Origin of the sequence: Pseudoalteromonas shioyasakiensis (assembly GCF_019134595.1) — a bacterium.
Taxonomy (GTDB): Bacteria; Pseudomonadota; Gammaproteobacteria; order Enterobacterales; family Alteromonadaceae; genus Pseudoalteromonas; species Pseudoalteromonas shioyasakiensis_A.
In genome coordinates this window covers 3,632,691-3,655,774 of sequence record NZ_CP077770.1, presented here as the reverse complement: position 1 = coordinate 3,655,774, position 23,084 = coordinate 3,632,691, and the positions used below count along the sequence as shown (strand labels likewise).

Below are 23,084 nucleotides of genomic sequence, written 5' to 3'. Positions count from 1 at the left end.
CCCGATGAGCAAAACAGTTTTAATTACCGGTGCAGCCAGTGGTATTGGTCTATATGTTGCCCAGCAACTGGCGATGCAAGGTCACACTATTATTGTGACTGATTTAAATCAGCAAGCAGCACAACAAGCGGCAGCAGGCATTGTTGAGCAAGGTGGTAGCGCTGAAGGGTATGCGCTTAATGTGGCAGACAGTGATGCAATAGAGCAGTTTTTCACTGAGCTTAATCAGCCAATTGATGTACTTATTAATAATGCGGGTATTCAGCACGTGGCAAAGCTTGAAGATTTTCCGGCTGATAAATGGCAGTTCTTACAGCAAGTTATGCTCGTTGGCCCAGCGATGATGACCAAGGCGGTACTCCCTCGTATGCGTGAGCAAGATTTTGGTCGCATCATTAATATTGGCTCAATTCATGCGATGGTGGCGTCTAAATATAAGTCGGCTTATATCGCCGCAAAACATGGCTTAATCGGCTTTGCTAAAACCATGGCACTTGAGACGGGCGATGCCAACATCACGATTAATACTGTGTGCCCAGCGTATGTAAAAACACCGCTTGTGGAGCAACAAATTGCCTCGCAAGCCAAAGAGCATGGCATTTCAGAGCAACAAGTGATCGACACAATTATGCTAGCACCGATGCCGAAAAAAGCATTTATCGGCTTAGATGAGATCCTGCATACCGTTAGCTTTTTAATGGCCGATGCAGCACGCAATATTACCGCCCAAGCAATCGCCATTGATGGCGGTTGGACTGCACAGTAGGAGGAGCCAATGGCAGGTTTTGATAAAGTAGTTACAAGTTACAGCGAAGCGATGGCAGGCCTTGAAGATGGCATGACAGTGATAGCCGGTGGTTTTGGCTTATGCGGTATTCCTGAAGGACTAATTGCGCAAATTAAACGTCAAGGCACCCGTGATTTAACCGTGGTATCGAATAACTGTGGCGTTGATGGTTTTGGTTTAGGTGTGCTGCTTGAAGATAAGCAAATCAGTAAGATGGTTGCCTCTTACGTCGGTGAAAACGCGCTATTTGAGCAGCAACTATTAAATGGTGAACTTGAAGTTGAGCTCACACCGCAAGGCACCTTAGCCGAAAAAATGCGTGCTGGTGGTGCGGGTATTCCTGCATTTTATACCGCAACGGGTGTCGGTACCCCAGTGGCTGACGGTAAAGAAACCCGCAATATTAATGGTCGCGATTATTTATTAGAGCCAAGCATTACTGGCGACTTTGCGATAGTTAAAGCGTGGAAAGCAGATCGTTATGGTAACTGCATTTATCGTCATACGGCGATGAACTTTAATCCGATGGCAGCAACCGCAGGCAAAATTACGGTTCTTGAAGTTGAAGAAATTGTTGAGCCAGGGGAGCTGGAGCCAAGCCAAATTCACACGCCGGGTATCTATATTGACCGAGTGATTAAAGGTGAATTTGAAAAACGCATCGAGAAAGTTACCACTAAGCAAGAGAATCAATAAGGAGCACGCTGATGGCATTATCACGAGAACAAATCGCTAAACGCGTGGCGATGGAACTACAGGATGGTTACTACGTTAATTTAGGTATAGGTATTCCAACCTTGGTCGCTAATTACGTCCCTGATGGCATCGAAGTGATGCTGCAATCTGAAAATGGTTTACTCGGTATGGGGCCATACCCAAGTGCAGACCAAGTTGATGCTGATATGATCAACGCAGGTAAAGAAACGGTCACCGTTGCAACGGGGGCGGCTATATTTAGCTCCGCAGAAAGCTTTGCCATGATCCGCGGCGGCCACGTTGATTTAACCGTGCTGGGTGCATTTGAAGTTGACCAAAACGGCAACATTGCCAGTTGGATGATCCCGAAAAAGCTGGTCAAAGGAATGGGCGGTGCGATGGACTTAGTGGCCGGTGCTAAAAACATTATTTGTACTATGACCCATGCCAATAAGCATGGCGAATCAAAACTGCTGACCGAATGTAGTTTGCCGTTAACGGGTGTTGGTTGTATCAATAAAGTGATCACCGATTTGGCACTTTTAGAAATTAAAGACGGTGCATTTCATTTATTAGAGCGTGCCCCAGGTGTCTCGGTTGATGAAATTATTGCTAAGACACAGGGCAAACTTATTGTCTCTGGTGACGTTCCTGAGATGACTTTTAGCTAGTTTTGCGAATTTTAAGCAGCTAATTTGCCTAGATTTTATACTAACCCCCAATAATGTGCTTTTTGTTCATGAGCTTTATGAACAAAAAGCCATTTATCACCATCAATGCAACTTACCCCCTAAACATTTCGTTAATCTATCGTTAACACTATGCTCCAAACCAGATCGCCGTTTGCAGTAGGCCGATCAACGACAACAAATAACTATAATCTGGTGTGGAGTAATTCATGAAAGCAAGTAACACACAGCTCGCTTTAGCCGTTGCAGCGGCGTTAGCAAGTACATCAGCATTCGCACAAAGCGACACTGAACAACTACAGCAACAACTCGATGCACTTCAAAAAGAAGTGGATTCATTAAAAACATCTAGCGGCTTCAACCTAGAATTTGGTGGTCGCGTGCAACTTGATTACAACTATTTCGACGGTGCTTACAATGCCGACAATGATGGCGCTGGAGGCAGCGACTTCTTCCCACGTCGTATCCGTACTTATGTTGAAAGTGAACATGGCAACTGGGATCACAAATTACTACTCGAATTTTCTGAAGGCACGGCTGAAATCGTGTTAGCGCGGGTACGTTATGCATTCGACAACGGCTTAAAAGTAAAAGCCGGTAAAATTCGTGAAGACATGTCGCTCAATGCGCTAACCAGTTCTAAACACATTAATACCATTGAGCGTAGCACTCTTGCTAACACTTTCTCGCCTTTCTTCCGCTGGGGTATCTCAGCTTATCAATATTTTAAAGATTCAGGCTTACGTTACGCCGTGGGTGTTTACAAAAACGATGCGTTTGGTGCATCGGGGCATGACGAAGATGACAAACTGACATTGGCTGTAACAGGTCGCTTAACGTGGTCTAGTGCAGCGCCGGGTGATGTGATTCATTTAGGTGCTTGGCACTCTTATCGTGATATGGGCGACAATGATTTAAGCGCTCGTTTTGCCCGTGGTGAAGTGCGTGAAACCAATGTTCGCTTAGTGGATTACGCAGTTGGTGGTGAAACCGCAGCGCTAAATAGCATGTCGCAAAGCGGTCTTGAATTTGCCTACCAAGCGAATGCATTCACTCTAGAGGCTGAATATGCCAGCCGCTACCTTGATACGGTAGATAGTAGTAACGAACTTGATGGTGAGCGTTTTGATGGCTTTCATGTCTCGGCAAGTTACTTCTTAGGCGGTGAGCAGCGCCGTTACAAAGCAGGTTCAGCGCTATTTGTACAACCAAAAGGGATTAAAGATGCATGGGAGCTGGTTGCACGTGTGTCACAAATGAACGCTAGCAGCAAACAGCAAGGTACCGACGTAACCACTTATACATTAGGCACATCATATTACCTAAGCAGCGATATCAAATTTATGGGCAACCTGATTTACAGCGATGTTGATGGTGCCGGTGCTTCTACGCTGGTAGGTGGTGAAGATTCAGGTATGGGCATCAGTGCTCGTATGCAGTACTTATTTTAGGAGTCGTGCATTATGACTATGTTTAAATCATTAAAAAGATCTGTTTTAGCAGCTTCATTATTAGTAGCCAGCCCACTGGCATTAGCAAACTTACACTTTTTGGTACCGGGGGGCCCTGGCGGCGGTTGGGATACCACAGCACGTGGTGTCGGTGAAGCAATGGTAAAAGCGGGCATTGAAGACAATGCATCGTTCCAGAATATGTCGGGCGGTGGCGGTGGCCGTGCAATTGCTTACTTGATTGAGTCGGGCACTAAAAAAGGCGATATATTGATGGTTAACTCAACGCCTATCGTACTGCGCGCATTATCAGGCAAAATTCCTTACAGCTATCGCGATTTAACACCAGTTGCCAGCATGATTGCTGATTATGGTGCATTTGTGGTGCGTAATGACTCGCCATTTAAAACATGGCAAGACGTTATTGATGCAATGAAAAAAGACCCAGGCTCTGTAAAAGTAGCAGGTGGCTCTGCGCGCGGCAGCATGGATCACTTAGTGGCTGCACAAGCGGTTAAAGCGGCGGGTCTTGATGGTCGTCGATTACGTTACATTCCTTACGATGCCGGTGGTAAAGCGAAAGCTGGTTTACTGTCGGGTGAGGTCAATTTACTTTCAACAGGCTTAAGTGAAGCACTCGAAGTCGCTAATGGTGGTCAGGCACGTATTTTAGCGGTGACTTCTGCAGAGACATTGCCAGATTACCCAGCAATTCCAACCTTAAAGTCGCTAGGTTACGACATGGAGTTCGTAAACTGGCGCGGCTTTTTTGCAACCCCAGATTTACCAGCAGACAAACTTGCCGAGTACACAGAAAAGCTACGTAAGTTGCAACAAACTCCTGAATGGGAAGCGGTTCGTGCCCGCAATGGTTGGCTAAATCTATTTCAAGAAAAAGAAGCGTTTATTAAATCGCTTGAGCAGCAAGAAGCGCAATTACGCGTTGTAATGAAAGAACTTGGTTTTATCCGAGGCTAAGGTTAGACGATGTTAAACCGTGAACTAATTGGACCAAGTTTATTCTTGGTCCTCTTTACCCTCTACGCCCTTGTGGCTTGGCAAATTCCACTTATGCCATTTGAAGAGTACGAAAGCGTTACTTCTGCAACCTTACCAAAAGTGTATGCAGTATTTGGTATCGTGGTGTGTGTACTATCGATTGGTGCCAACTTATTAAAGCAAGCGCCTGCAGAAAAAGCAGAGCTACTCAGTAAGGGCAACTTACTACGTACCTTTGCACTGTTGGTTTTAATGGTGGCTTATAGCGCCATGCTTGAACCGTTCGGCTTTTTAATTGCCACCAGTGCATTTTTAATTACGGGCTTTTTTATCATGGGCGAACGCCGTAAGGCTGTGTTGTTGTTTGCTTCTGTGCCTGTGGCCGTGGTTTTTTGGTTTTTAATGACACAAGTACTGGGCATCTACTTAGTACCTGGCAATCTGTGGAGTTAAGTTATGCTTGATGGAATTATGTTAGGTTTGTCGACCGTACTCGACTGGAACAACTTATTATATGTGATTGTTGGCTGCTTTGTTGGCACGTTCATCGGTATGCTACCTGGCCTTGGTCCAATTACTGCGATTGCGTTGATGATCCCGATCACTTACAGCATCGGTGCTGACTCAGGCATGATTTTAATGGCCGGTGTTTACTACGGGGCTATATTCGGTGGCTCTACTTCTTCTATTTTGATTAATGCGCCGGGTGTAGCGGGGACGGTAGCGTCATCGTTTGATGGTTACCCGCTAGCAAAACAAGGTAAGGCTGGTAAAGCCCTTGCGATTGCAGCTTATTCATCCTTTATAGGCGGGACGATTGGCGCCATTTTATTGATGGTGGCGGCACCTTTATTAGCGAAAGTGTCATTAAGTTTCCAATCGCCTGATTATGTTGTACTGATGTTTTTAGGCTTAACGGCCATTGCCGCGTTCTCTAATAAAGGGCAATTTCTAAAAGCCATGATGATGACGGTATTTGGTTTAATGCTGGCAACAGTAGGGATTGATCCCTCTTCAGGTACCGAGCGCTTTACCTTTGGCCAAGCTGATTTATTAGATGGTATTAGCTTTTTATTAGTAGCAATGGCAACGTTCGCGTTGGCAGAAGCACTGATTAATGTGGCGCGTCCTGAAGCTGAACCAGATAAAAAAATTGATGATCCTAATACGCCAAAAATTGGCTCAACAAAACTGACTAAAGAAGAAGTAAAAGACATGGCTCCTGTGGTTGGCCGCTCATCTTTACTTGGCTTTATTGTCGGTGTTTTACCGGGCGCAGGGGCAACCATTGCCAGCTTTATGGCCTATGCCACTGAGCGGAACCTTGCTCCAAAGGCACTGAAAGATAAATTTGGTAAGGGCTCAATGCGTGGCTTAGCCGCACCTGAGTCGGCTAATAATGCAGCCTGTACGGGCTCATTTGTACCATTACTGACTTTAGGTATTCCAGGCTCTGGTACAACAGCAATTATGCTAGGTGCATTAATTGCCTACGGTATTCAGCCTGGCCCTATGTTAATGCAAGAAAACCCAAGCGTGTTTTGGGCAGTTATTGTCAGTATGTACTTTGGCAATATTGTACTGCTTATTTTGAATCTGCCGCTGATCCCGTATTTCGCTAAAGTGCTGGCTATGCCTAAATCTGTGCTGACAGTGATGATTTTATTCTTCAGCTTAATTGGTGTGTATTTAGTGTCATTTAACACCTTTGATTTATTTATGATGGTGGGTTTTGCGCTGGTGGCTTTGGTGCTTCGATTGTTAGCTTTCCCGATGGCGCCTTTATTACTTGGCTTTATCCTTGGTGATATGATTGAGCGAAATTTCCGCCGTGCAATGATGATTTCAGATGGCTCGCTCAGCTTTTTATGGGACCGCCCATTAACACTGAGTATTTTTGTGATTTCGATCTTAGTGTTGTTGTTCCCACTGAAAGACTATATTGTCCAACGTCGTAAAGAAAAAGCAGCTACGCAAGCACAGCAACATGCGTAGAACAAGGCACTGATATGAGATACACCAATAAGCTAAACCCATTTCAGCATGTGGTTAAAAAACCGAAGCGCTTAGAAACGCGGCTCATCATTTGGGTTACCGGTCTATGTGTTTTACAGGCTGTGTTGTTTGGCGCATTGGTGTATCAGATCACTGCAGAAAGCTTACATAACCACATGGGTGATAAAGCGCTTGCGCTCGCAACCAGTATTGCCTCACGGGATGATGTGCAAAACGCATTGCAAACCAAGCAAGGGCTTGATGAGTTAAATACACAAATTGAGCATATTCGTGAACTCACCGCAGCCAGCTTTATTGTGATTGGCGATAAGAATACCCGCCGCATTGTTCACCCAGACCCCGACAAGCTCGGTAAGCCGATGGTGGGTGGTGATAGCAAAGCGGCGCTACGTGGTGAGCGGTATGTGTCGATTGCAAAAGGGAGTTTGGGCGAGTCTATCCGTGGCAAAGTCCCTGTGCTCTCAGAGCAAGGCGAAGTCATCGGCTTGGTTTCGGTTGGCTTTTTAGTGCAATCAATTGAACCGCTTATTCGTGCTCGTAGTGCAGAAATCATGCTTTGGGGCTTATTGCTAGTAGGTTTAAGCATTTTGGCTGCGGTGTATATTGGTCAACGGGTTCGTAATGCTATTTTTGGTTTACAGCCTGATGAAATAGCACGGTTGTTCTCTGAGCAAGATGCTATTTTGAATACTGTTCGTAGCGGCATTATCGCCCTCGATCCTGAAGGTAATGTACGTAACTTAAACCAACGTGCCTGCGAAATCCTCGGTAAACCGACAAGCTGTATTCATCAGCCACTTAAGCTTGCAGACTTACTTCCTGAACACACCGAGTTTTTAATGCATAACCAACAGCGTCCGATTGTTGGTTTTGAATTATTTGCCGCCGATAAACGCATTGTGTTGTCGCGATATGCATTACAGGTGCAAGGCCAGGCTGATGGTATTTTGCTGAGTATGCGCCCTGCGGATGAGCTTGAATATTTATCGCAGCAATTAACCAAAGTGCAAGCCTTTGCTGAGTTATTACGAGTGCAAACGCATGATTACTCGAACAAGCTAAACTTAATTGGTGCGCTAATTCAGATGGGGCAAACGGATCAGGCGATTGAGCTAATTGGTCAAGAAAGTAAAGGCTCGCAAGCGCAGATCCATCATTTGCTCGAAAGGATCCAAGATCCAGTGCTAGCAGGTTTATTGGTTGGTAAATACCATAAAGCGCGTGAACTTAATGTAATACTTGAGCTCAATCCAGATAGCTTATTAGGACCGATCACTCGTAAAGATATGCTTGAACGGGTTGTCTCGATACTTGGCAATTTGATTGATAACGCAATTGAAGCTGCTATTCGAGCTAGCGATACACGTACCCCTAAGGTTCGTGTTACGGTTGATGAAACCAGTAAAACATTATTGTTTGATGTTGAAGACAGCGGCTTTGGTTTAGGCGATGACAAGGATGTGATATTCACACCACAATACAGTTCTAAGTCAGGGGCAGAGCATGGTATCGGCCTTTATTTAGTTAAAACCAACTTAGATTCGTGTCGTGGTAGTTTAGAAATAGGTGAGTCTGATCTGATGGGGGCACGTTTAAGTGTCTACATTCCAAAATAATAAAAAATGATCAGCCTATAAATAAAAGGTAAAAAGCATGACTTACTCAGTTGTCATTGTTGAAGACGAAGTAGAAGTAGCCCAATTATTGGCGCAATATTTATTACTTCCTCATGGCGTTGCTGGCCAACAAGGGGCACGGCAAACTCTACGTCAGGGGCAATATCAGGTTGTGGGTATTGCAGGCAATCTTGCCACTGCGAAAGCGCTATTATCGGCTATTAATGCCGATTTAATTTTGCTCGATATTCATTTACCCGATGGCAATGGTCTTGATTTACTGAATGAATTACGCCGCGAAGAAATGAAAAGCGAAGTAATGCTGTTAACCGCAGCAAAAGAAGTAGAAACACTGGAAAAAGCCATGCAACTTGGTGCCTGTGACTTCTTAGTAAAACCATTAATGCTAAATCGTTTAGATCAAGCGCTGGCGAGATTCGAAGCAAGGCAACAATGTTTGTCAGATGCCGATGAAGTAACCCAATCTATGGTCGATACTTTATTTGGATCGCAAGAACAGTTAAAAGCCCCAGTTAGGTTGCCAAAAGGGGTGGATCAGCTTACTTTGCAAAAGATCTTAAAAGCTTTTAAAGCGAATATTGGCACGGCTTTTACTGCTCAGCAAATGGGTGATTTAGTCGGCGTAAGCCGCTCAACAGCCCGTCGTTACCTCGAATACTTGCTTGAAGCTGAGCAAGTCAGTGCTGATCAGAGCTACGGAAGTATCGGACGACCTGAGCGTTGTTATAAAATGACAAGCAGCTAATCGCATCATTTAATTGCCAAATCAGCGCTAAATTAGCGATTTTAGTAGCATAAACTCACTGTTCGGCACGTTAAAAAGTGCCACTTATCCTTAGCATAGAAAAATTTTATAAAATTGATTGCATTTTAAGCGACTTCGATGGTGATGTTCGCTTTAAGTAATGCTATACTCCCGCCGAATAATTTTTCGACTTTATTAAGAGTAAAATAATGGCAGATTTATCGAAGTACAGAAATATTGGTATTTTCGCCCACGTTGACGCGGGTAAAACTACCACCACTGAGCGTATCCTTAAGCTTACGGGTAAAATTCATAAGACTGGTGAGGTACACGACGGTGAGTCTACTACTGACTTCATGGAACAAGAAGCTGAGCGCGGTATTACAATCCAATCAGCAGCTGTAACTTGTGAGTGGAAAGGCCACCGCTTAAACGTTATCGATACTCCGGGACACGTTGACTTCACAGTAGAAGTATACCGTTCACTTAAAGTACTAGACGGTGGTATCGGTGTATTCTGTGGTTCTGGTGGTGTTGAGCCGCAGTCAGAAACTAACTGGCGTTATGCGAACGAATCAGAAGTTGCACGTGTAATCTTCGTAAATAAATTAGACCGTATGGGTGCTGATTTCTACCGCGTTGTAGGTCAAGTTGAGAAAGTACTAGGTGCTAACCCACTAGTTATGACTTTACCAATCGGTATCGAAGACCAATTTTGTGGTGTTGTAGACGTACTTGAGAAAAAAGCATACGTTTGGGACGAGACTGGTCTTCCTGAAAACTACGAAGTACAAGACGTTCCAGCTGACATGGTAGACAAAGTTGATGAATACCATGAGATGCTTGTTGAGTCTGCTGTTGAGCAAGACGAAGACCTAATGATGGCTTACATGGACGGTGAAGAGCCTTCTCTAGAAGACATCAAACGTTGTATCCGTAAAGGTACTCGTGATCTTGCGTTCTTCCCAACATTCTGTGGTTCTGCATTCAAAAACAAAGGTATGCAGTTAGTACTAGACGCGGTTGTAGATTACCTACCTTCGCCTACAGAAGTTGACCCACAACCTCTAACTGATCCTGAAACAGGTGAGCCTACTGGTGAAGTAGCAACTGTTTCTGCAGATGAGCCACTTAAAGCGCTTGCGTTCAAAATCATGGACGACCGTTTCGGTGCACTTACGTTCATCCGTATCTACGCTGGTCGCATGAAGAAAGGTGACACAATCCTTAACTCAGCAACTGGTAAAACAGAGCGTATCGGCCGTATGGTTGAGATGCAAGCTGACGAGCGTAACGAACTTACTGAAGCACAAGCGGGTGACATCATCGCTGTTGTTGGTATGAAGAACGTTCAAACTGGTCACACTCTTTGTGATCCTAAGCATGAATGTACACTTGAAGCGATGATCTTCCCTGATCCAGTAATCTCAATCGCTGTTGCTCCTAAAGACAAAGGCGGTAACGAGAAAATGGGTATCGCGATCGGTAAGATGGTTGCAGAAGATCCTTCATTCCAAGTTGAAACTGACGAAGATTCAGGCGAAACCATCCTTAAAGGTATGGGTGAGCTTCACTTAGATATCAAAGTAGATATCCTTAAGCGTACTTACGGCGTAGACCTAGTTGTTGGTCAACCTCAGGTTGCTTACCGTGAAACTATCACGAAAGAAATCGAAGATAGCTACACGCATAAGAAACAATCTGGTGGTTCTGGTCAATTCGGTAAGATCGATTACCGCATCAAGCCAGGCGAGCAAAACTCAGGCTTCACGTTCTCTTCATCAGTTGTTGGTGGTAACGTACCTAAAGAATTCTGGCCTGCAGTTGAGAAAGGCTTCAAGTCTATGATGGATGAAGGTGTTCTAGCTGGCTTCCCAGTATTAGACGTTGAAGTTGAACTTTTCGACGGTGCTTTCCACGCAGTTGACTCATCAGCAATCGCGTTCGAAATCGCTGCTAAAGGCGCTTTCCGTCAGTCTATCCCTAAAGCGGGTGCACAACTTCTTGAGCCAATCATGAAAGTTGACGTATTCACTCCGGAAGACAACGTAGGTGACGTAATCGGTGACCTTAACCGTCGTCGTGGTATGATCAAAGACCAAGAAGCTGGCGCAATGGGCGTTCGCATCAAGGGTGATGTACCACTTTCTGAAATGTTCGGTTACATCGGCCACTTACGTACTATCACTTCTGGTCGTGGTCAGTTCTCTATGGAGTTCTCACACTACGCACCATGTCCTGCAAACGTTGCTGAAACAGTAATCGCTGCAGAAAAAGAGAAAAAAGCTGCTAAGTAATTAGCCTTTTAACTTCTTTTAAAAAAACCCGCACTTGTTGCGGGTTTTTTATTGCCTAAAAATCCTAAATATATTGCCGTATTCTTCTCGATTACAAAATAATCACTTCTTATCTTTATAGATTAACCCATCATTCAGTCTTAAATGATTAATGTAAATGTACAGGTATCGCAAATTTAAAGTGCTTTTAACTAATAATTAATCGTAAATATTGCTGAGTATTAATTTGTACGATTTTAATACAAAGTTCATTTTCAAAAATATACAGCTTTATTAGTAAGTTATAAGTTGATTATTTTTTCCTAGTAATAAAGTGCTTCAACCTTCCTTGTGTACCCTTTTTGCTCCATGTAAAATGGCTACGAAATGAATTTTTAATCATTTTGTATTAAACGTCTGCTTATTAAATATTACAACTAAAGAAACATTTTCATGAAAACGATTAAGTTAAGTCCTAATTGGACTCTACAGGGAAGCAAGATAGCATTGACTATTCTTGTTGCATTAAGCGTTACGCTGCTAGGTGCATCACCTCTGATGCTACTGTTACCTATTTTGCTACTTATTATCTTATTAAACTTCTTACAAATACGCTTTTTATACTGTTACAAGGCGGGTGTTTGCCATTCAAGTGGGTTTGGGAAGCGTTACATTAACGCAGAAGATATCGTCACTGTTGAATTTAACCAAGTAGCATTTGTTACTGTTTTTAAAGTTACCCTCGTTAATGGTAAATCTATACAGTTTTTAAATTGGCAAATTGATGCTCAGCAGCAGGCTGAAATAACAAAGCTTTACCAGCGAGTTGGTGGTGCTGAAAACGCAACTCTGTAGTGTATAGCTTAATTATAGCAAGTCTCAATAATGCTAAATTAAGTGAACTGAAATAGAAAAGGCCGCGAAAAGCGGCCTTATTCATATGTAGTATCGTTTATTTTTTTATACGACGACGTAATGCAAATGGTAAAGCAAGTAAGCTTAACCAAGCAAATGAACCAGAATCATCGTCTTTTGACTCTTCTTCTGTTTCTTCTTCAACCTCTTCAGCTACATCCTCTGCTTCATCATCAGCCTCATCGTTTGTGATGTTGATGTATAGCAGTTGTGCTTCTGATAGGTTACCTGCGCTATCTTCTGCACGGATCATCAGCGTAAGCTTGTCTTCTTCTTCGAAGTCTAGCTCTTTAGCTACTGTGATTTCACCTGCAGCACTAATTGCAATCGCATCTGCGTGCTCACCTTCAATGCTAAAGCTTACTACTGGGGTGTAATCAGCATCACCATCAGAGAATACAAGTTGACCAATCACTGCGCCTATTTCGCTGTTTTCTACGATTTCGAATGATTGACTTGCTTCGATTACTGGCGCCTGCTCTGCAGGAATAGGCTCTGCAGATTGAATATCAACAATCACTGGGTCGTGATCAGATGCGCGGTATGCGTTATCAGCATAAAGACCAGCTTGCTGTGTCGATGACTTATACTCAAGGTTGTAATCTAAGCTGATTGGCTCATCGGCATTGATATGCCAATCCGTAGCAGCAACAACTTTAGCAAGCATAGATTCAGAGACTAGTGCGTGGTCAAGGCTACCAATGCGGCCAGAGAAGCTATAAGAGTAACCAAATGTGTCGCCATCTAGTTCAACAACCGCACTCTTCAGACCTTTGTCTGCAAATGCACGGATAGGATCTTCCATCGCATAAGCGTTCATATCACCGACTAGGATGATATCTTCATCTTCAACTTCAGTTGGGTAAGTTGCTAACCAATCAGCATATGCATTTGCACCTGCAACACGGATTTCATTCCAACATGCTTGACCATCGCCTAAGTCAGCATTATTACCTTCAGCGCTACCACAGCCGCCTTTAGATTTTAGATGGGCAACGGCAACAGTGAAGATTTCTTCGCTTTCAAGAGATTGGAAGCTTTGCGCAATTGGCGGGCGATTACTGTAATCGAAAGGCTCTACAGTGGTATGAGCAGCCTTACCAACTTCAGATACTTTATTTGAGCGATAAATCAGCGCTGTTGTGATTGCATCAGTACCAATTTGGTCAACGCCGAAATCAACAAATGCGTAGGTATTTTCTGCATCTTCATCATTAAGTGCAGATACTAGGCTAGCAATAGCGCTATTTTCACCGAAACCGTCATTTTCGATTTCCATTAAGCCAATAACATCAGCGTTAATAGCTGTAATTGCGCTAACTAATTTAGCTTCTTGGCGAATCAGCTCTTCTTCGCTATCTGCGCCACGGCTTGTTGGGAAGCCTGCGCCTTGGCCATCACCATTGAAATAGTTTAATACGTTGAAGCTTGCTACACGTAGATCTGCATCTTCGTTAAGTTCTGGGGCATCTGTACGAGGGTTAGTCGCAGTGAATTCAGGTTGTACTGTAGGGTGAATACGGTAACGGTCGAAGCTATAGCCCATCACACCAGTAATCGTATTAACAGTATCGCCTAAACGTAACGTGTTATAGGCATCGAGGCCCGTACCTGGATAGGCAATAGGGTCAAGGTTTTGCTTTGTTGAACCATCGTCTATTAAGATTTGTTTTTTCAGGTTTTCAGCTTCAACAGCATTTGCTGCATCACCTGGTAGCGCAACTTGAGTACCTTGGTATAAACGCTCAGTACCTAAGTCAACTTCGCCATAGCGACCAAGACCGTAGTTGTTATTAACGACTAAAGGTTGATCTATGGTTACTAACATACCTTCGTAAGCTTCAAGGTCTGCTACGTCAGCAACAGGTAAAGTGATAGAGGTTGCGTCAGTAGATAAACCTGTCGCACAGATCTCCACTTGGCTAACATCGCCTAGTTGTGTTGCGCTGTAGTATTCAGCCACGCTACCTTTAACGCGCACATGATCACCAACAGTAACGTCGGTATCTGCGAAATAAACGAATACACCTTCAGAAGTAAGTGGGTTTGCATCATCATCTGCAGCAAGTGAGCTAATGAAGAAACCTTTTAGTTGATCATCACCTTGGAAGTCAGCTGTAACAACACCTTCAACTTCTACTTCAGTGTTGATAAGAGGGCTGTCGCCGCCTTCACCTTGAATTGCGCTAATTAAGGTTTTTGCTGCGCCACACTCAAGCGGAGTGACTGGCTCAGGCTCAGGCGTTGGCTCTGTGCTCTCACCATATTGACCAATATTGCTGAAATCGTCTTGGTCGAATTGCTCCCACTCATCGCTTGGGTTAAACGCTGAGGTTGCATCAGTACGGCCTGAAGTGATTGTAGCTTTACGGCGAAGTGTTTTATTTTGTGTTGAAACGCCGCCTTCATCCCATGCTGAACCTGGATCTACGCCCAGTTGACCAAAGCTATCAACGATTACACCGTCTTTAGTTAGCACTAATGCGTCATCACCGTTGAAATAAGTGATTGTTGATTCAGTGTCCGCGTTGGCTTTTAACTCATCTGCAGAGCCTGCATTAACAATAACGTAAGTTGCATTTGCTGAAAGAGTACCGGTTAAAGCTAAGCTGTTATTAGGATCTGCTAAATCGCCGTTACCATTTGAGTATAAAGAAATGGTGTAACCGTCAAGCGATAGATCAGCACCAGAAGTGTTGTAAAGCTCTACCGCTTTATTGTTAGAGCTTCCTTCAACGTATTCAGAGATGATTAGGTTGGCAGAAGCAGGCGCGCTCAGGCTTGCAATAACAAGCGCGAGCGGCGTTAATTTTGTATTTATCATTATTTTTCCCGTGTATGTATTATTAAAGTCCCAATATGGGACACAGTACTTTAAGAAAAATCTATGACAAATTAAATACAAAATGTTAATAAAATAGGAATAATTACCAATTTTTAGAACATTTACTTTAGATTAGTTGTTTTTTAACCAAATTGCTGCTTGTTTTGCAAAATATGTCAGGATGCCATCGGCGCCAGCACGTTTAAATGCTAATAATGACTCCATGATTATTGCATCTTCTGCAAGCCAGCCGTTATCAATTGCTGCTTTATGCATGGCATATTCACCACTTACTTGGTATGCAAATGTTGGTACACCAAACTCATCTTTTACGCGTCGTACAACATCTAAATATGGCATACCAGGTTTTACCATCACCATGTCAGCACCTTCTTGTAGATCGAGGGCTACTTCACGAATGGCTTCGTCAGAGTTAGCTGGGTCCATTTGATAGGTCTTTTTGTCGGCACCTTTTAAGTTGCCAGCCGAACCTACCGCATCACGGAATGGACCATAGTAGCTAGAGGCGTATTTAGCAGAGTAAGCCATGATACGCGTGTGGATATGACCTTCGGCTTCGAGTGCTTCACGAATTGCACCAATACGTCCATCCATCATGTCTGATGGTGCAACTACATCAGCACCCGCTTCGGCATGTGATAACGCTTGCTTAACTAAGATTTCAGTCGTTACATCGTTAATCACATAACCATCTTCATCGATAATGCCGTCTTGACCATGAACGGTGAACGGGTCAAGTGCAACATCTGTAATCACACCTAATGTAGGAAAAGCTTCTTTAAGTGCGCGAACAGTGCGTTGTGCTAATGCATCTGGATTATAGGCTTCTTCAGCAAGTAGAGATTTTTTATCGCTCGGTGTTACCGGGAAAATAGCGACTGCAGGAACACCTAATTCAACAAGCTCTTTTGCTTCTTCAAGTAGTAAATCGATAGAAAGACGCTCAATGCCAGGCATAGACTCAATAGCTTCGCGGCGATTTTTACCTTCTAACACAAATACAGGAAAAATAAGGTCATTAACAGTTAGTTGGTTTTCAGCCATTAAGCGACGAGAGAAGTCATCACGACGCATGCGGCGCATACGTGTATAAGGGAAAAGGTCGAGTCCTGATTGGGCCATGCTTTGTATACTCCTAGTCTGGTAGAGGATAACTCACTACGCGATTTCGACCTGTTTGCTTGGCATGATATAAGGCTTTGTCGGCATAGTCAGTGAATAAACTTGGGTTATTAATGTCTTCAGCAATTGCGCTGTAAACACCTGCACTCAAAGTAAATTTAATCGTTGTTCCGGCAACTATTATATCAGTATTTTGGGCTGCTTTGCGTATTTGTTCGGCAATTTCTAATGCACCTGCCAGTGGCGTATTAGGCAACAGTACGACAAATTCTTCGCCGCCGTAGCGCGCCACTTCATCGAGAGGTCGTTTCAGGTGCTGTTTGATGACATCGGCAGCAGATTGAATGGTTTGATCACCGGTTAAATGGCCATAGGTGTCATTAATTACTTTGAAATGGTCAATATCTAACATGATGATGGCTAAAGGTGTTTGTTCACGTCGCGAGCGACGAATATCCATTAGTAGCTTTTTATCGAAGTAACGGCGGTTCTTGGTTTTTGTCAGCGCGTCTTCCATGTTGAGCTGTTCAAGCTCTCGGTTTTTCTCTTCAAGCTCGCGTAATGTCACTTGTAACTCAAAGGTACGCTCCTCGATATTCGCTTCAAGGTCTTGGCGAGCTTGCTCTTGCAGTTCAAGGCGTTCGCGCATTAAGGTATCTTTTGCTTTGCTTTCAGCTAAGGCATTTTGTTGCGCTGCGACTTCAGCATCACGCTGCATCAAAAACAACTTTATGACCGCATAACTCAAGCTTAAGCTGCAAACTAAAAAGCAAATAAAGGTAAGTGAAAGCACGCCGATATTTAAATTAAATGGGTTAAATACCCCAAGTGCACTGTAAATAATGGCGCAGAAGAAAGCGAACAGGGCTATTAAAAAGCCAATGCAGGGCTGTTTATACTCACGGTTAAATTGCTTTAGAGCAATACCTGCAAAGATGATAAGCACCACAGGTAAACTTAATAAGCAAAGTGTAATAGCAATATGAATAGGTAAGAACCACATTGTTACAGTGGTAAGTAGAACCGCCCACGCTAGCCAATACTGAAAGCGATTTAAGTGAGATTTGGCAAAGCCAAATATATAGCCTTGCAGTGGCACAAATAACGCACCACAAATGAAAAATAGGCTCGGTATGGTGAGTTGTTGAAACGATGAACCGCTCGGTTGTAAGTAACGATAACCATAGCCATAAAGGTAGGCTAACGACAACCAAAGTAAGGTAAGTAATAACCCTGTGTAGGCGAAATAGCGGCGTCTAGAAAAACCATAAAGTACTAAATTAGTGAGTGCGAGCGATAAAATAAAACCGACTAATAAGCCGTACAATAAATTGAACTTACTTTTATGTTTTAGATATTCAGAGGGGCTCCAAAGGCTTAGAGGCACTCTTAAGCCACCGTTGTTCTTAATTTTAAGGTAGATTTCGGAATGGCTGGCTTTTGGGATAGTTAATGAGGCTAGCAGCGATTCATTTTTAATTTGCCGATTGGCTAAAGGAACGGCGTCACCAATTTTGGTGTTAAATAACACATGCCCACCTTGCAGATGAAACACACTCACTTCATCGAGCAGAGGGTTATCTATCGATAATATCAGTGGGACATCATCTAATGAGGTATTTTTTATCGATAGCTTGAGCCACATGGGCTTTAAAGTCATACCTAGATTTAAGGTTTCACCTCGGTTTGCCTGCCATTTTACATTAGCATTGCTAAACGCTTGTTGTTGAGTAATAGGATCAAGGGTGTACTCAACATTTAGCGTATGTTGAGACTTAAATTGTGAGCTAACAATAAGTGGGTTAGCCAATAAATAAGGAGTAAATAAAAAAACGAAGAGTACGCCACAAAGTGACCATAGGCGCTTCATCTTAACCCTTTATGGAAAATAATTGCTGAAAGTTTAGTGTAGTTTGTTTTGCCACTTCAGTAAATTCGCAGCCTTTTAAATCAGCAATTTGCTGACACACATAAGGAAGGTTCTGAGGTTCATTGCGACGAGATTTCGGTCTTGGTCGAATATTTCTTGGCATTAAAAAAGGTGCATCAGTCTCGATTAACAAGCGATTTAAAGGGATTGATGGCACTAAGGCTTGTAGTTGCTCACCGCGGCGTTCATCGCAGACCCAGCCCGTAATACCGATATAAAGCCCCATTGCTAGGTAACTTTGGAGCGCTTTTTCATCCCCCGTAAAGCAGTGTAATACACCTCGTACTTTGAAGTCACTTAAAATTGCGAGCATATCTTCACTGGCATCTCGCTCATGTAAGTACACCGGCATATTCAGCTGCTCAGCAAGCTGTAACTGGCGTCTGAAAACGCTGCGCTGTTCATCTCGAGGAGAAAAGTCACGATTGTAATCAAGACCACATTCACCAATAGCAACTACTTCCTGGTTTTGGCTAAGCGTTGTTAGCTGCTCTTCTAGGTGTTCGTCGGCGGTTTTTGCATCATGAGGGTGAACCCCAGCGGTGCAAAATTGCTTAAACTGTTTGGCGAGGTTAAGAGAGGCTTGGCTACTTTGCAGATCGCAGCCAATAAGCAGCAGCTGTGTTACATTTGCCTTAGCGGCACGTTGTAACACAGCGTCATGAATATCATCAAATTGATGATTGCTTAAGTTGACGCCAGCATCAACCAGCGAAATGCTCATTAGTTAGTGCGCTTTACACGAATCGAACGGTTTTGGCCTTCAACTTTTAGAAGGAAAGAATTGAAAACGCCACGTTCAATAACTACAACATCTTGCGCTTTCAGGCGTAAGCTATCAGAGCCAACTTGGCGCCATTGCTGACCATTATCAAGTTCGATGATGAGCTCACCGTAAGGCGCTTTTTTCACGCTTTTTACACTAGCGCTAATTTGGTCATCGTTTACTTTAGCAACTTCTTTGTGCTCTAAGCCAAAGTCTTCATTTTTTGTTCTTACAATTTGTTCGGTTGTTGCGGCTGTAGCAGCAACAGGTGCTGTCGCAACAGGTGCTGCCGCCGCAGCAGCAGCTGAGCTTGCAACAGGTTGTTCAATTTGTTGTTTGGTAGCCGGTTTTGATAGTGATTTACCCGCCATTACGTTGTCGTAACAAAGTAAGCGGTTAAAGTCATTTTCAACAAAAGTACAGGCTTGTAGTGCTTGTAAGTTAACTTCGTCTGCTTGTGCAGTGCCAGTAATTGTTAAAAGAGCAACGAAGGGAATGAGTTGTTTTTTCATTTTATTCCTCGGATTCCTGTTGAGGTTTGGCGGTATAGAATGCAGCCAAAATTAAACCTAATTCAAATAATAACAGCATGGGTAATGCTAGTAATGTTTGTGACAGTACATCAGGAGGTGTTAAAAACATGGCAACCACAAATACACCTACCACGATATAAGGTCGTTTTTCTTTTAAACTTTTTGTTGTTGTTGCGCCACTCCAGCATAACAACATGATGGCAACCGGTATTTCAAAGGCAATACCAAAAGCAAAAAACAGTTTTAAAGCAAAACTTAAATAGCTACTAATATCAGGCGCTAATGTCATCATATCAGGGCCGGCGCTAGTGAAAAACCCTAAAATAATGGGTAACACCACAAAGTAGCAAAATGCGATACCACCATAAAATAGCAAGATACTAGAGGCCAAAATGGGCATGAGCATACGCTTTTCATGTTGATACAAGCCAGGTGCTATAAAGCTCCAAACTTGGTGCAGTATCATTGGAATAGCAGCAAATAACGCCACAAATAAGGTGAGTTTAAACGGTGCAAAAAAAGGTGCCGTTACATCCGTTGCGATCATGGTGGCAGTGCTTGGCAAGTTTGCAACAAGTGGAGCTGCAACAAAGCTATATATATCGTTGGCAAAGTACACCAAAGCGATAAATATTAGCAAAATGCTTAACAAAGCTTTCATGAGTCGATTTCGTAACTCAATTAAGTGGCCAACAAAGCCTGTGTGAGCTTGCTCGGTCATAGTTTACTATTCATCATCGTTGTTATTGACCACAAAAGCAGAGATTAAATTCACTTTTTTTCGTCATTATTATTACTTTCTGTTTTTTCAGGCGTGTCTTTTTTGTAACTGTGGGTGACTGACTGAGCAGCCTTTTGAAGTTCGTTTACAGAGTCTTGCAGATCTGGAGATAGTTCTTGCAAGTTTTGTTGCTCTGCTTTTTTTAAGTTTTCGTGAAGCTCATGGATACGGAGTTCTTCGTTCACTTCTGCTTTCACTGAGTTGGCGACTGACTTTAAGGTTTTTACCCAGCGGCTAACCGTGCGAATTGCCACAGGCAAGCGCTCTGGGCCTAAAACAATTAGACCCACGATCAGTACGACAACAAGTTCCCACATCCCCATGTTGATTAAGCCTTATGGTCGTCTTTGCTTTTCTCTACGGTTTCTTTGTTTTGCGTGTTAGAAGCTTGTTCTATTTGCTCGCTTTTAGCGCTAGCTTGGTCATCATCAGACACGGCTTTTTTAAAGCCTTTTACTGCACTACCTAAATCACCGCCGATGCCACGAAGTTTTTTTGTGCCAAATAACAACACGATGATTGCCAAAATAATGATTAGTTGCCAAATACTGATACCACCAAAACCCATGGGTTACTCCGTTTTTTCAAATTTATCGAATAGACTTGTCTCGATTATACTCACCAAAACATAAATAGCACTTAGTTTATGCACTACGCCATGCTGCAATAAAGCCTGCTACAGCTAAGCCTGCGGTAATTGCACTGGCAACTAAGTCATGCTGTAAATAGCATAAGCCTGAAACAATTAAACAGCTACCAGCAAAGATGCTAAGTAACAAAGGTTTAGCAGATTGCGGTGCTGGCAATTGTACAGGTTGTTGTTGACGCTTTAAGTTTTGATAAATTAAATCAGGTAATTCAGGCATTTTTTCTGCCCAAAATGGCAAATTCGCATACATTTTTTTCATTACTGCAAGCGGACCAACTTGTTCTTTGACCCAATCTTCTAGAAAAGGTTTAGCGGTTTTCCATAAATCAAGTTGCGGATACAGTTGTCTGCCAAGGCCTTCAACATACAACAGCGTCTTTTGCAGTAACACTAATTGCGGTTGAACTTGCATATTAAAGCGACGAGCCGTATTAAACAGGTTGACTAACACATGGCCAAACGAGATTTCGGCCAGTGGTTTATTGAAAATTGGCTCACACACAGTACGAATGGCAAATTCAAACTCTTCAATGCTGGTATCGGCGGGTACCCAGCCAGAATCAACGTGTAGCTGTGCTACTTGGCGGTAATCACGATTGAAAAAGGCAATAAAGTTTTCTGCTAAATAGCGCTTATCTTCACGATTAAGGGTGCCTACAATACCGCAATCAATACCGATATATTTTGGGTTATGAGGGCTTTCGCGAGAAACGAAGATATTACCTGGGTGCATATCAGCGTGGAAGAAACTATCACGGAATACTTGTGTGAAAAATACTTCGACACCGCGCTCAGCTAGCAGCTGCATATTGGTATTTTGTGCCAGCAATGCGTCGGTATCTGATACCGGAATACCGTAAATGCGCTCCATTACTAATACGTTACTGCGGCTGTAGTCGCTATAAACAAAAGGAATGTAGAGCGAATCTGAGTCTTCAAAGTTACGGCGTAGCTGAATTGCATTCGCCCCTTCGCGCATTAAGTCGAGCTCATCGAGCAAGGTTTTTTTGTACTCGTTTACGACCTCAATAGGGCGTAAACGTTTCGCTTCTTTTAATAACTTAGCAACCAAGCGTGCGACTTTTTGCATTAGCATTAAGTCGGCATCAATTTGCTCTTTAATGTTAGGGCGAATGACCTTAATAACCACATCTTGTGGTGCGCCATGCTCATCAATTAAGGTTGCAGTGTGAACTTGTGCAATCGAGGCTGATGCTAAAGGTGTTTGCGAAAAATCACTAAACAATTCACTAATATCATTAATACCCAGCGCTTTTTCAATAAGCTGCTGGGCAAGTTCACCTTCAAAAGGCTCAACTTGATCTTGCAGTAGTGCAAGCTCTAATGCGACATCATGAGGGAGTAAATCACGGCGTGTTGAAAGCATTTGGCCAAACTTGATCCACACAGGGCCAAGCTCTTGCAGAGCAAGTCGTAAGCGCATACCTGCAGGTTTATCTTTATGTTGGTTACGTAACCAAAATAAGCTACCACGGGCGAGTTTGGCAAACCAAGGCACTCGTTTACGTGGAATTAATTCGTCTAAGCCATAGCTCAGTAGGGTTTTAGTGATGTAATAAAGACGAGCAGACGACACACAAGTTCCTTAGCGCATTAGCGAGACTGTAACAGCGCGTTAATTCGCATCTCTAATTGAGATACTTGGCTTTTTAATTGGCGGTTTTGCTGTTTAAATTCAGCAAGCTCAAGAGGGTGTATAGTCACTGCTAACTCATCTTGGCAAAGCGTTGTTAAGGTGTTTTCTAACTTGCTTTTCGTTTGTGAGCCACGACGTTTTAAAGCTTGAATAGAGAGCCACAACTGTTGCGCTGGGGCGTCGCCAATGTACCGAGAAAAATGTTCTGGCCAATCAATATCAAGCTCAGCAAAGGCATTACTGAAACCTTGTGCAAGATTTAAGTCGCCTTGTAAGTCGAGCTTATCTTGGCGAATGAGTTGCGTGAGCATTGATGGATCTTTAAGCGCCAACAAGGTGTCGATATCGGCGCTGATCATGCAATCAAAACTACGCTCTTGCGTACTGTATAAGTGAATTTGCTCGTCGCTGTAAACACACAAAATTGACTGTTGCCAATCACGTATCTCAATCAACAGCTGTTTATCAGCAATTGCTGCAAGCTTACCCTTTAACTGAGGGTCTAACTGCAGCAGTTGATTAATGATTCGTTCGACGAGTGATAACAGAGCGTTTGCTAACATCGCGTTACCTACTTAATTTACAGAATT

At 43.2% G+C, this 23,084-nt stretch carries 21 protein-coding genes; 11 read left to right on the top strand and 10 right to left on the bottom strand.

Annotation, left to right across the window (positions count from 1 at the left end; translation table 11 throughout):
* Positions 1–4 precede the first annotated feature (4 nt).
* The 11 genes from KQP93_RS16940 (at position 5) to KQP93_RS16890 (ending at position 12,151) form a co-directional block, all read left to right on the top strand.
* The gene (locus KQP93_RS16940; RefSeq protein ID WP_054552326.1) at positions 5–766 is read left to right on the top strand and encodes a 3-hydroxybutyrate dehydrogenase; all 762 of its coding nucleotides are present in this window, start codon (positions 5–7) and stop codon (positions 764–766) included.
* Positions 767–775: 9 nt separating this feature from the next.
* Positions 776–1,483, top strand: a complete 708-nt coding sequence (locus tag KQP93_RS16935) for a CoA transferase subunit A (protein ID WP_063527828.1) — start codon at positions 776–778, stop codon at positions 1,481–1,483.
* Positions 1,484–1,494: 11 nt separating this feature from the next.
* Positions 1,495–2,154 (top strand): 3-oxoacid CoA-transferase subunit B, encoded by a 660-nt coding sequence (locus tag KQP93_RS16930; protein WP_217875310.1) that lies wholly within the window; start codon positions 1,495–1,497, stop codon positions 2,152–2,154.
* A 227-nt stretch (positions 2,155–2,381) separates the two neighbouring features.
* Complete coding sequence (locus KQP93_RS16925; RefSeq protein WP_217875309.1) at positions 2,382–3,623, top strand: OprO/OprP family phosphate-selective porin; 1,242 nt, start codon at positions 2,382–2,384, stop codon at positions 3,621–3,623.
* A 12-nt stretch (positions 3,624–3,635) separates the two neighbouring features.
* The gene (locus tag KQP93_RS16920; protein ID WP_440590088.1) at positions 3,636–4,601 is read left to right on the top strand and encodes a Bug family tripartite tricarboxylate transporter substrate binding protein; all 966 of its coding nucleotides are present in this window, start codon (positions 3,636–3,638) and stop codon (positions 4,599–4,601) included.
* 9 nt (positions 4,602–4,610) lie between these two features.
* Positions 4,611–5,075, top strand: a complete 465-nt coding sequence (locus KQP93_RS16915) for a tripartite tricarboxylate transporter TctB family protein (protein ID WP_054562934.1) — start codon at positions 4,611–4,613, stop codon at positions 5,073–5,075.
* A gap of 3 nt (positions 5,076–5,078) precedes the next feature.
* Complete coding sequence (locus tag KQP93_RS16910; protein ID WP_217875308.1) at positions 5,079–6,617, top strand: tripartite tricarboxylate transporter permease; 1,539 nt, start codon at positions 5,079–5,081, stop codon at positions 6,615–6,617.
* 14 nt (positions 6,618–6,631) lie between these two features.
* Entirely contained in the window at positions 6,632–8,254 is a 1,623-nt protein-coding gene (locus KQP93_RS16905) for an ATP-binding protein (protein ID WP_217875307.1), read from the top strand.
* Between the two features lie 37 nt (positions 8,255–8,291).
* A complete protein-coding gene (locus KQP93_RS16900) occupies positions 8,292–9,020 on the top strand; it encodes a response regulator (protein WP_054552333.1) in 729 nt (242 codons plus the stop codon).
* A gap of 209 nt (positions 9,021–9,229) precedes the next feature.
* Complete coding sequence (gene fusA / locus KQP93_RS16895) at positions 9,230–11,317, top strand: elongation factor G (RefSeq protein WP_217875306.1); 2,088 nt, start codon at positions 9,230–9,232, stop codon at positions 11,315–11,317.
* Positions 11,318–11,749: 432 nt separating this feature from the next.
* Positions 11,750–12,151 (top strand): hypothetical protein, encoded by a 402-nt coding sequence (locus KQP93_RS16890; RefSeq protein ID WP_217875305.1) that lies wholly within the window; start codon positions 11,750–11,752, stop codon positions 12,149–12,151.
* A 97-nt stretch (positions 12,152–12,248) separates the two neighbouring features.
* Here the strand turns inward: KQP93_RS16890 and KQP93_RS16885 are convergent, their stop codons facing one another.
* From KQP93_RS16885 to KQP93_RS16840, 10 genes are all read right to left on the bottom strand, one after another.
* A complete protein-coding gene (locus KQP93_RS16885) occupies positions 12,249–15,035 on the bottom strand; it encodes an ExeM/NucH family extracellular endonuclease (RefSeq protein WP_217875304.1) in 2,787 nt (928 codons plus the stop codon).
* Positions 15,036–15,167: 132 nt separating this feature from the next.
* Entirely contained in the window at positions 15,168–16,178 is a 1,011-nt protein-coding gene (hemB, locus tag KQP93_RS16880) for a porphobilinogen synthase (protein WP_217875303.1), read from the bottom strand.
* Between the two features lie 13 nt (positions 16,179–16,191).
* Positions 16,192–18,048 (bottom strand): sensor domain-containing diguanylate cyclase, encoded by a 1,857-nt coding sequence (locus KQP93_RS16875; RefSeq protein ID WP_217875302.1) that lies wholly within the window; start codon positions 18,046–18,048, stop codon positions 16,192–16,194.
* A gap of 1 nt (position 18,049) precedes the next feature.
* Positions 18,050–18,832, bottom strand: coding sequence for a TatD family hydrolase (locus tag KQP93_RS16870; RefSeq protein ID WP_217875301.1), 783 nt, complete (start codon positions 18,830–18,832; stop codon positions 18,050–18,052).
* Positions 18,832–19,386 carry a hypothetical protein gene (locus KQP93_RS16865; RefSeq protein ID WP_217875300.1) on the bottom strand — a complete coding sequence of 185 codons (555 nt, stop codon included), beginning with the start codon at positions 19,384–19,386 and terminating at the stop codon, positions 18,832–18,834. The genes KQP93_RS16870 and KQP93_RS16865 overlap by 1 nt, the downstream gene beginning before the upstream one ends.
* Before the next feature lies 1 nt (position 19,387).
* Positions 19,388–20,128 carry a twin-arginine translocase subunit TatC gene (gene tatC, locus KQP93_RS16860; RefSeq protein ID WP_217875299.1) on the bottom strand — a complete coding sequence of 247 codons (741 nt, stop codon included), beginning with the start codon at positions 20,126–20,128 and terminating at the stop codon, positions 19,388–19,390.
* A 50-nt stretch (positions 20,129–20,178) separates the two neighbouring features.
* Entirely contained in the window at positions 20,179–20,511 is a 333-nt protein-coding gene (gene tatB, locus KQP93_RS16855; protein WP_217875298.1) for a Sec-independent protein translocase protein TatB, read from the bottom strand.
* 5 nt (positions 20,512–20,516) lie between these two features.
* Positions 20,517–20,756 (bottom strand): Sec-independent protein translocase subunit TatA, encoded by a 240-nt coding sequence (tatA, locus tag KQP93_RS16850; protein ID WP_054562924.1) that lies wholly within the window; start codon positions 20,754–20,756, stop codon positions 20,517–20,519.
* A gap of 76 nt (positions 20,757–20,832) precedes the next feature.
* The gene (gene ubiB, locus KQP93_RS16845) at positions 20,833–22,434 is read right to left on the bottom strand and encodes a ubiquinone biosynthesis regulatory protein kinase UbiB (RefSeq protein ID WP_217875297.1); all 1,602 of its coding nucleotides are present in this window, start codon (positions 22,432–22,434) and stop codon (positions 20,833–20,835) included.
* A 17-nt stretch (positions 22,435–22,451) separates the two neighbouring features.
* Positions 22,452–23,057 (bottom strand): ubiquinone biosynthesis accessory factor UbiJ, encoded by a 606-nt coding sequence (locus tag KQP93_RS16840; RefSeq protein ID WP_058586104.1) that lies wholly within the window; start codon positions 23,055–23,057, stop codon positions 22,452–22,454.
* Positions 23,058–23,084 lie beyond the last annotated feature (27 nt).

Coding starts and splice junctions, on each gene's coding strand:
- KQP93_RS16940 (WP_054552326.1), top strand. CDS start 5: ATGAGCAAAACAGTTTTAATTACCGGTGCAGCCAGTGGTATTGGTCTA.
- KQP93_RS16935 (WP_063527828.1), top strand. CDS start 776: ATGGCAGGTTTTGATAAAGTAGTTACAAGTTACAGCGAAGCGATGGCA.
- KQP93_RS16930 (WP_217875310.1), top strand. CDS start 1,495: ATGGCATTATCACGAGAACAAATCGCTAAACGCGTGGCGATGGAACTA.
- KQP93_RS16925 (WP_217875309.1), top strand. CDS start 2,382: ATGAAAGCAAGTAACACACAGCTCGCTTTAGCCGTTGCAGCGGCGTTA.
- KQP93_RS16920 (WP_440590088.1), top strand. CDS start 3,636: ATGACTATGTTTAAATCATTAAAAAGATCTGTTTTAGCAGCTTCATTA.
- KQP93_RS16915 (WP_054562934.1), top strand. CDS start 4,611: ATGTTAAACCGTGAACTAATTGGACCAAGTTTATTCTTGGTCCTCTTT.
- KQP93_RS16910 (WP_217875308.1), top strand. CDS start 5,079: ATGCTTGATGGAATTATGTTAGGTTTGTCGACCGTACTCGACTGGAAC.
- KQP93_RS16905 (WP_217875307.1), top strand. CDS start 6,632: ATGAGATACACCAATAAGCTAAACCCATTTCAGCATGTGGTTAAAAAA.
- KQP93_RS16900 (WP_054552333.1), top strand. CDS start 8,292: ATGACTTACTCAGTTGTCATTGTTGAAGACGAAGTAGAAGTAGCCCAA.
- fusA (WP_217875306.1), top strand. CDS start 9,230: ATGGCAGATTTATCGAAGTACAGAAATATTGGTATTTTCGCCCACGTT.
- KQP93_RS16890 (WP_217875305.1), top strand. CDS start 11,750: ATGAAAACGATTAAGTTAAGTCCTAATTGGACTCTACAGGGAAGCAAG.
- KQP93_RS16885 (WP_217875304.1), bottom strand. CDS start 15,035: ATGATAAATACAAAATTAACGCCGCTCGCGCTTGTTATTGCAAGCCTG.
- hemB (WP_217875303.1), bottom strand. CDS start 16,178: ATGGCCCAATCAGGACTCGACCTTTTCCCTTATACACGTATGCGCCGC.
- KQP93_RS16875 (WP_217875302.1), bottom strand. CDS start 18,048: ATGAAGCGCCTATGGTCACTTTGTGGCGTACTCTTCGTTTTTTTATTT.
- KQP93_RS16870 (WP_217875301.1), bottom strand. CDS start 18,832: ATGAGCATTTCGCTGGTTGATGCTGGCGTCAACTTAAGCAATCATCAA.
- KQP93_RS16865 (WP_217875300.1), bottom strand. CDS start 19,386: ATGAAAAAACAACTCATTCCCTTCGTTGCTCTTTTAACAATTACTGGC.
- tatC (WP_217875299.1), bottom strand. CDS start 20,128: ATGACCGAGCAAGCTCACACAGGCTTTGTTGGCCACTTAATTGAGTTA.
- tatB (WP_217875298.1), bottom strand. CDS start 20,511: ATGGGGATGTGGGAACTTGTTGTCGTACTGATCGTGGGTCTAATTGTT.
- tatA (WP_054562924.1), bottom strand. CDS start 20,756: ATGGGTTTTGGTGGTATCAGTATTTGGCAACTAATCATTATTTTGGCA.
- KQP93_RS16840 (WP_058586104.1), bottom strand. CDS start 23,057: ATGTTAGCAAACGCTCTGTTATCACTCGTCGAACGAATCATTAATCAA.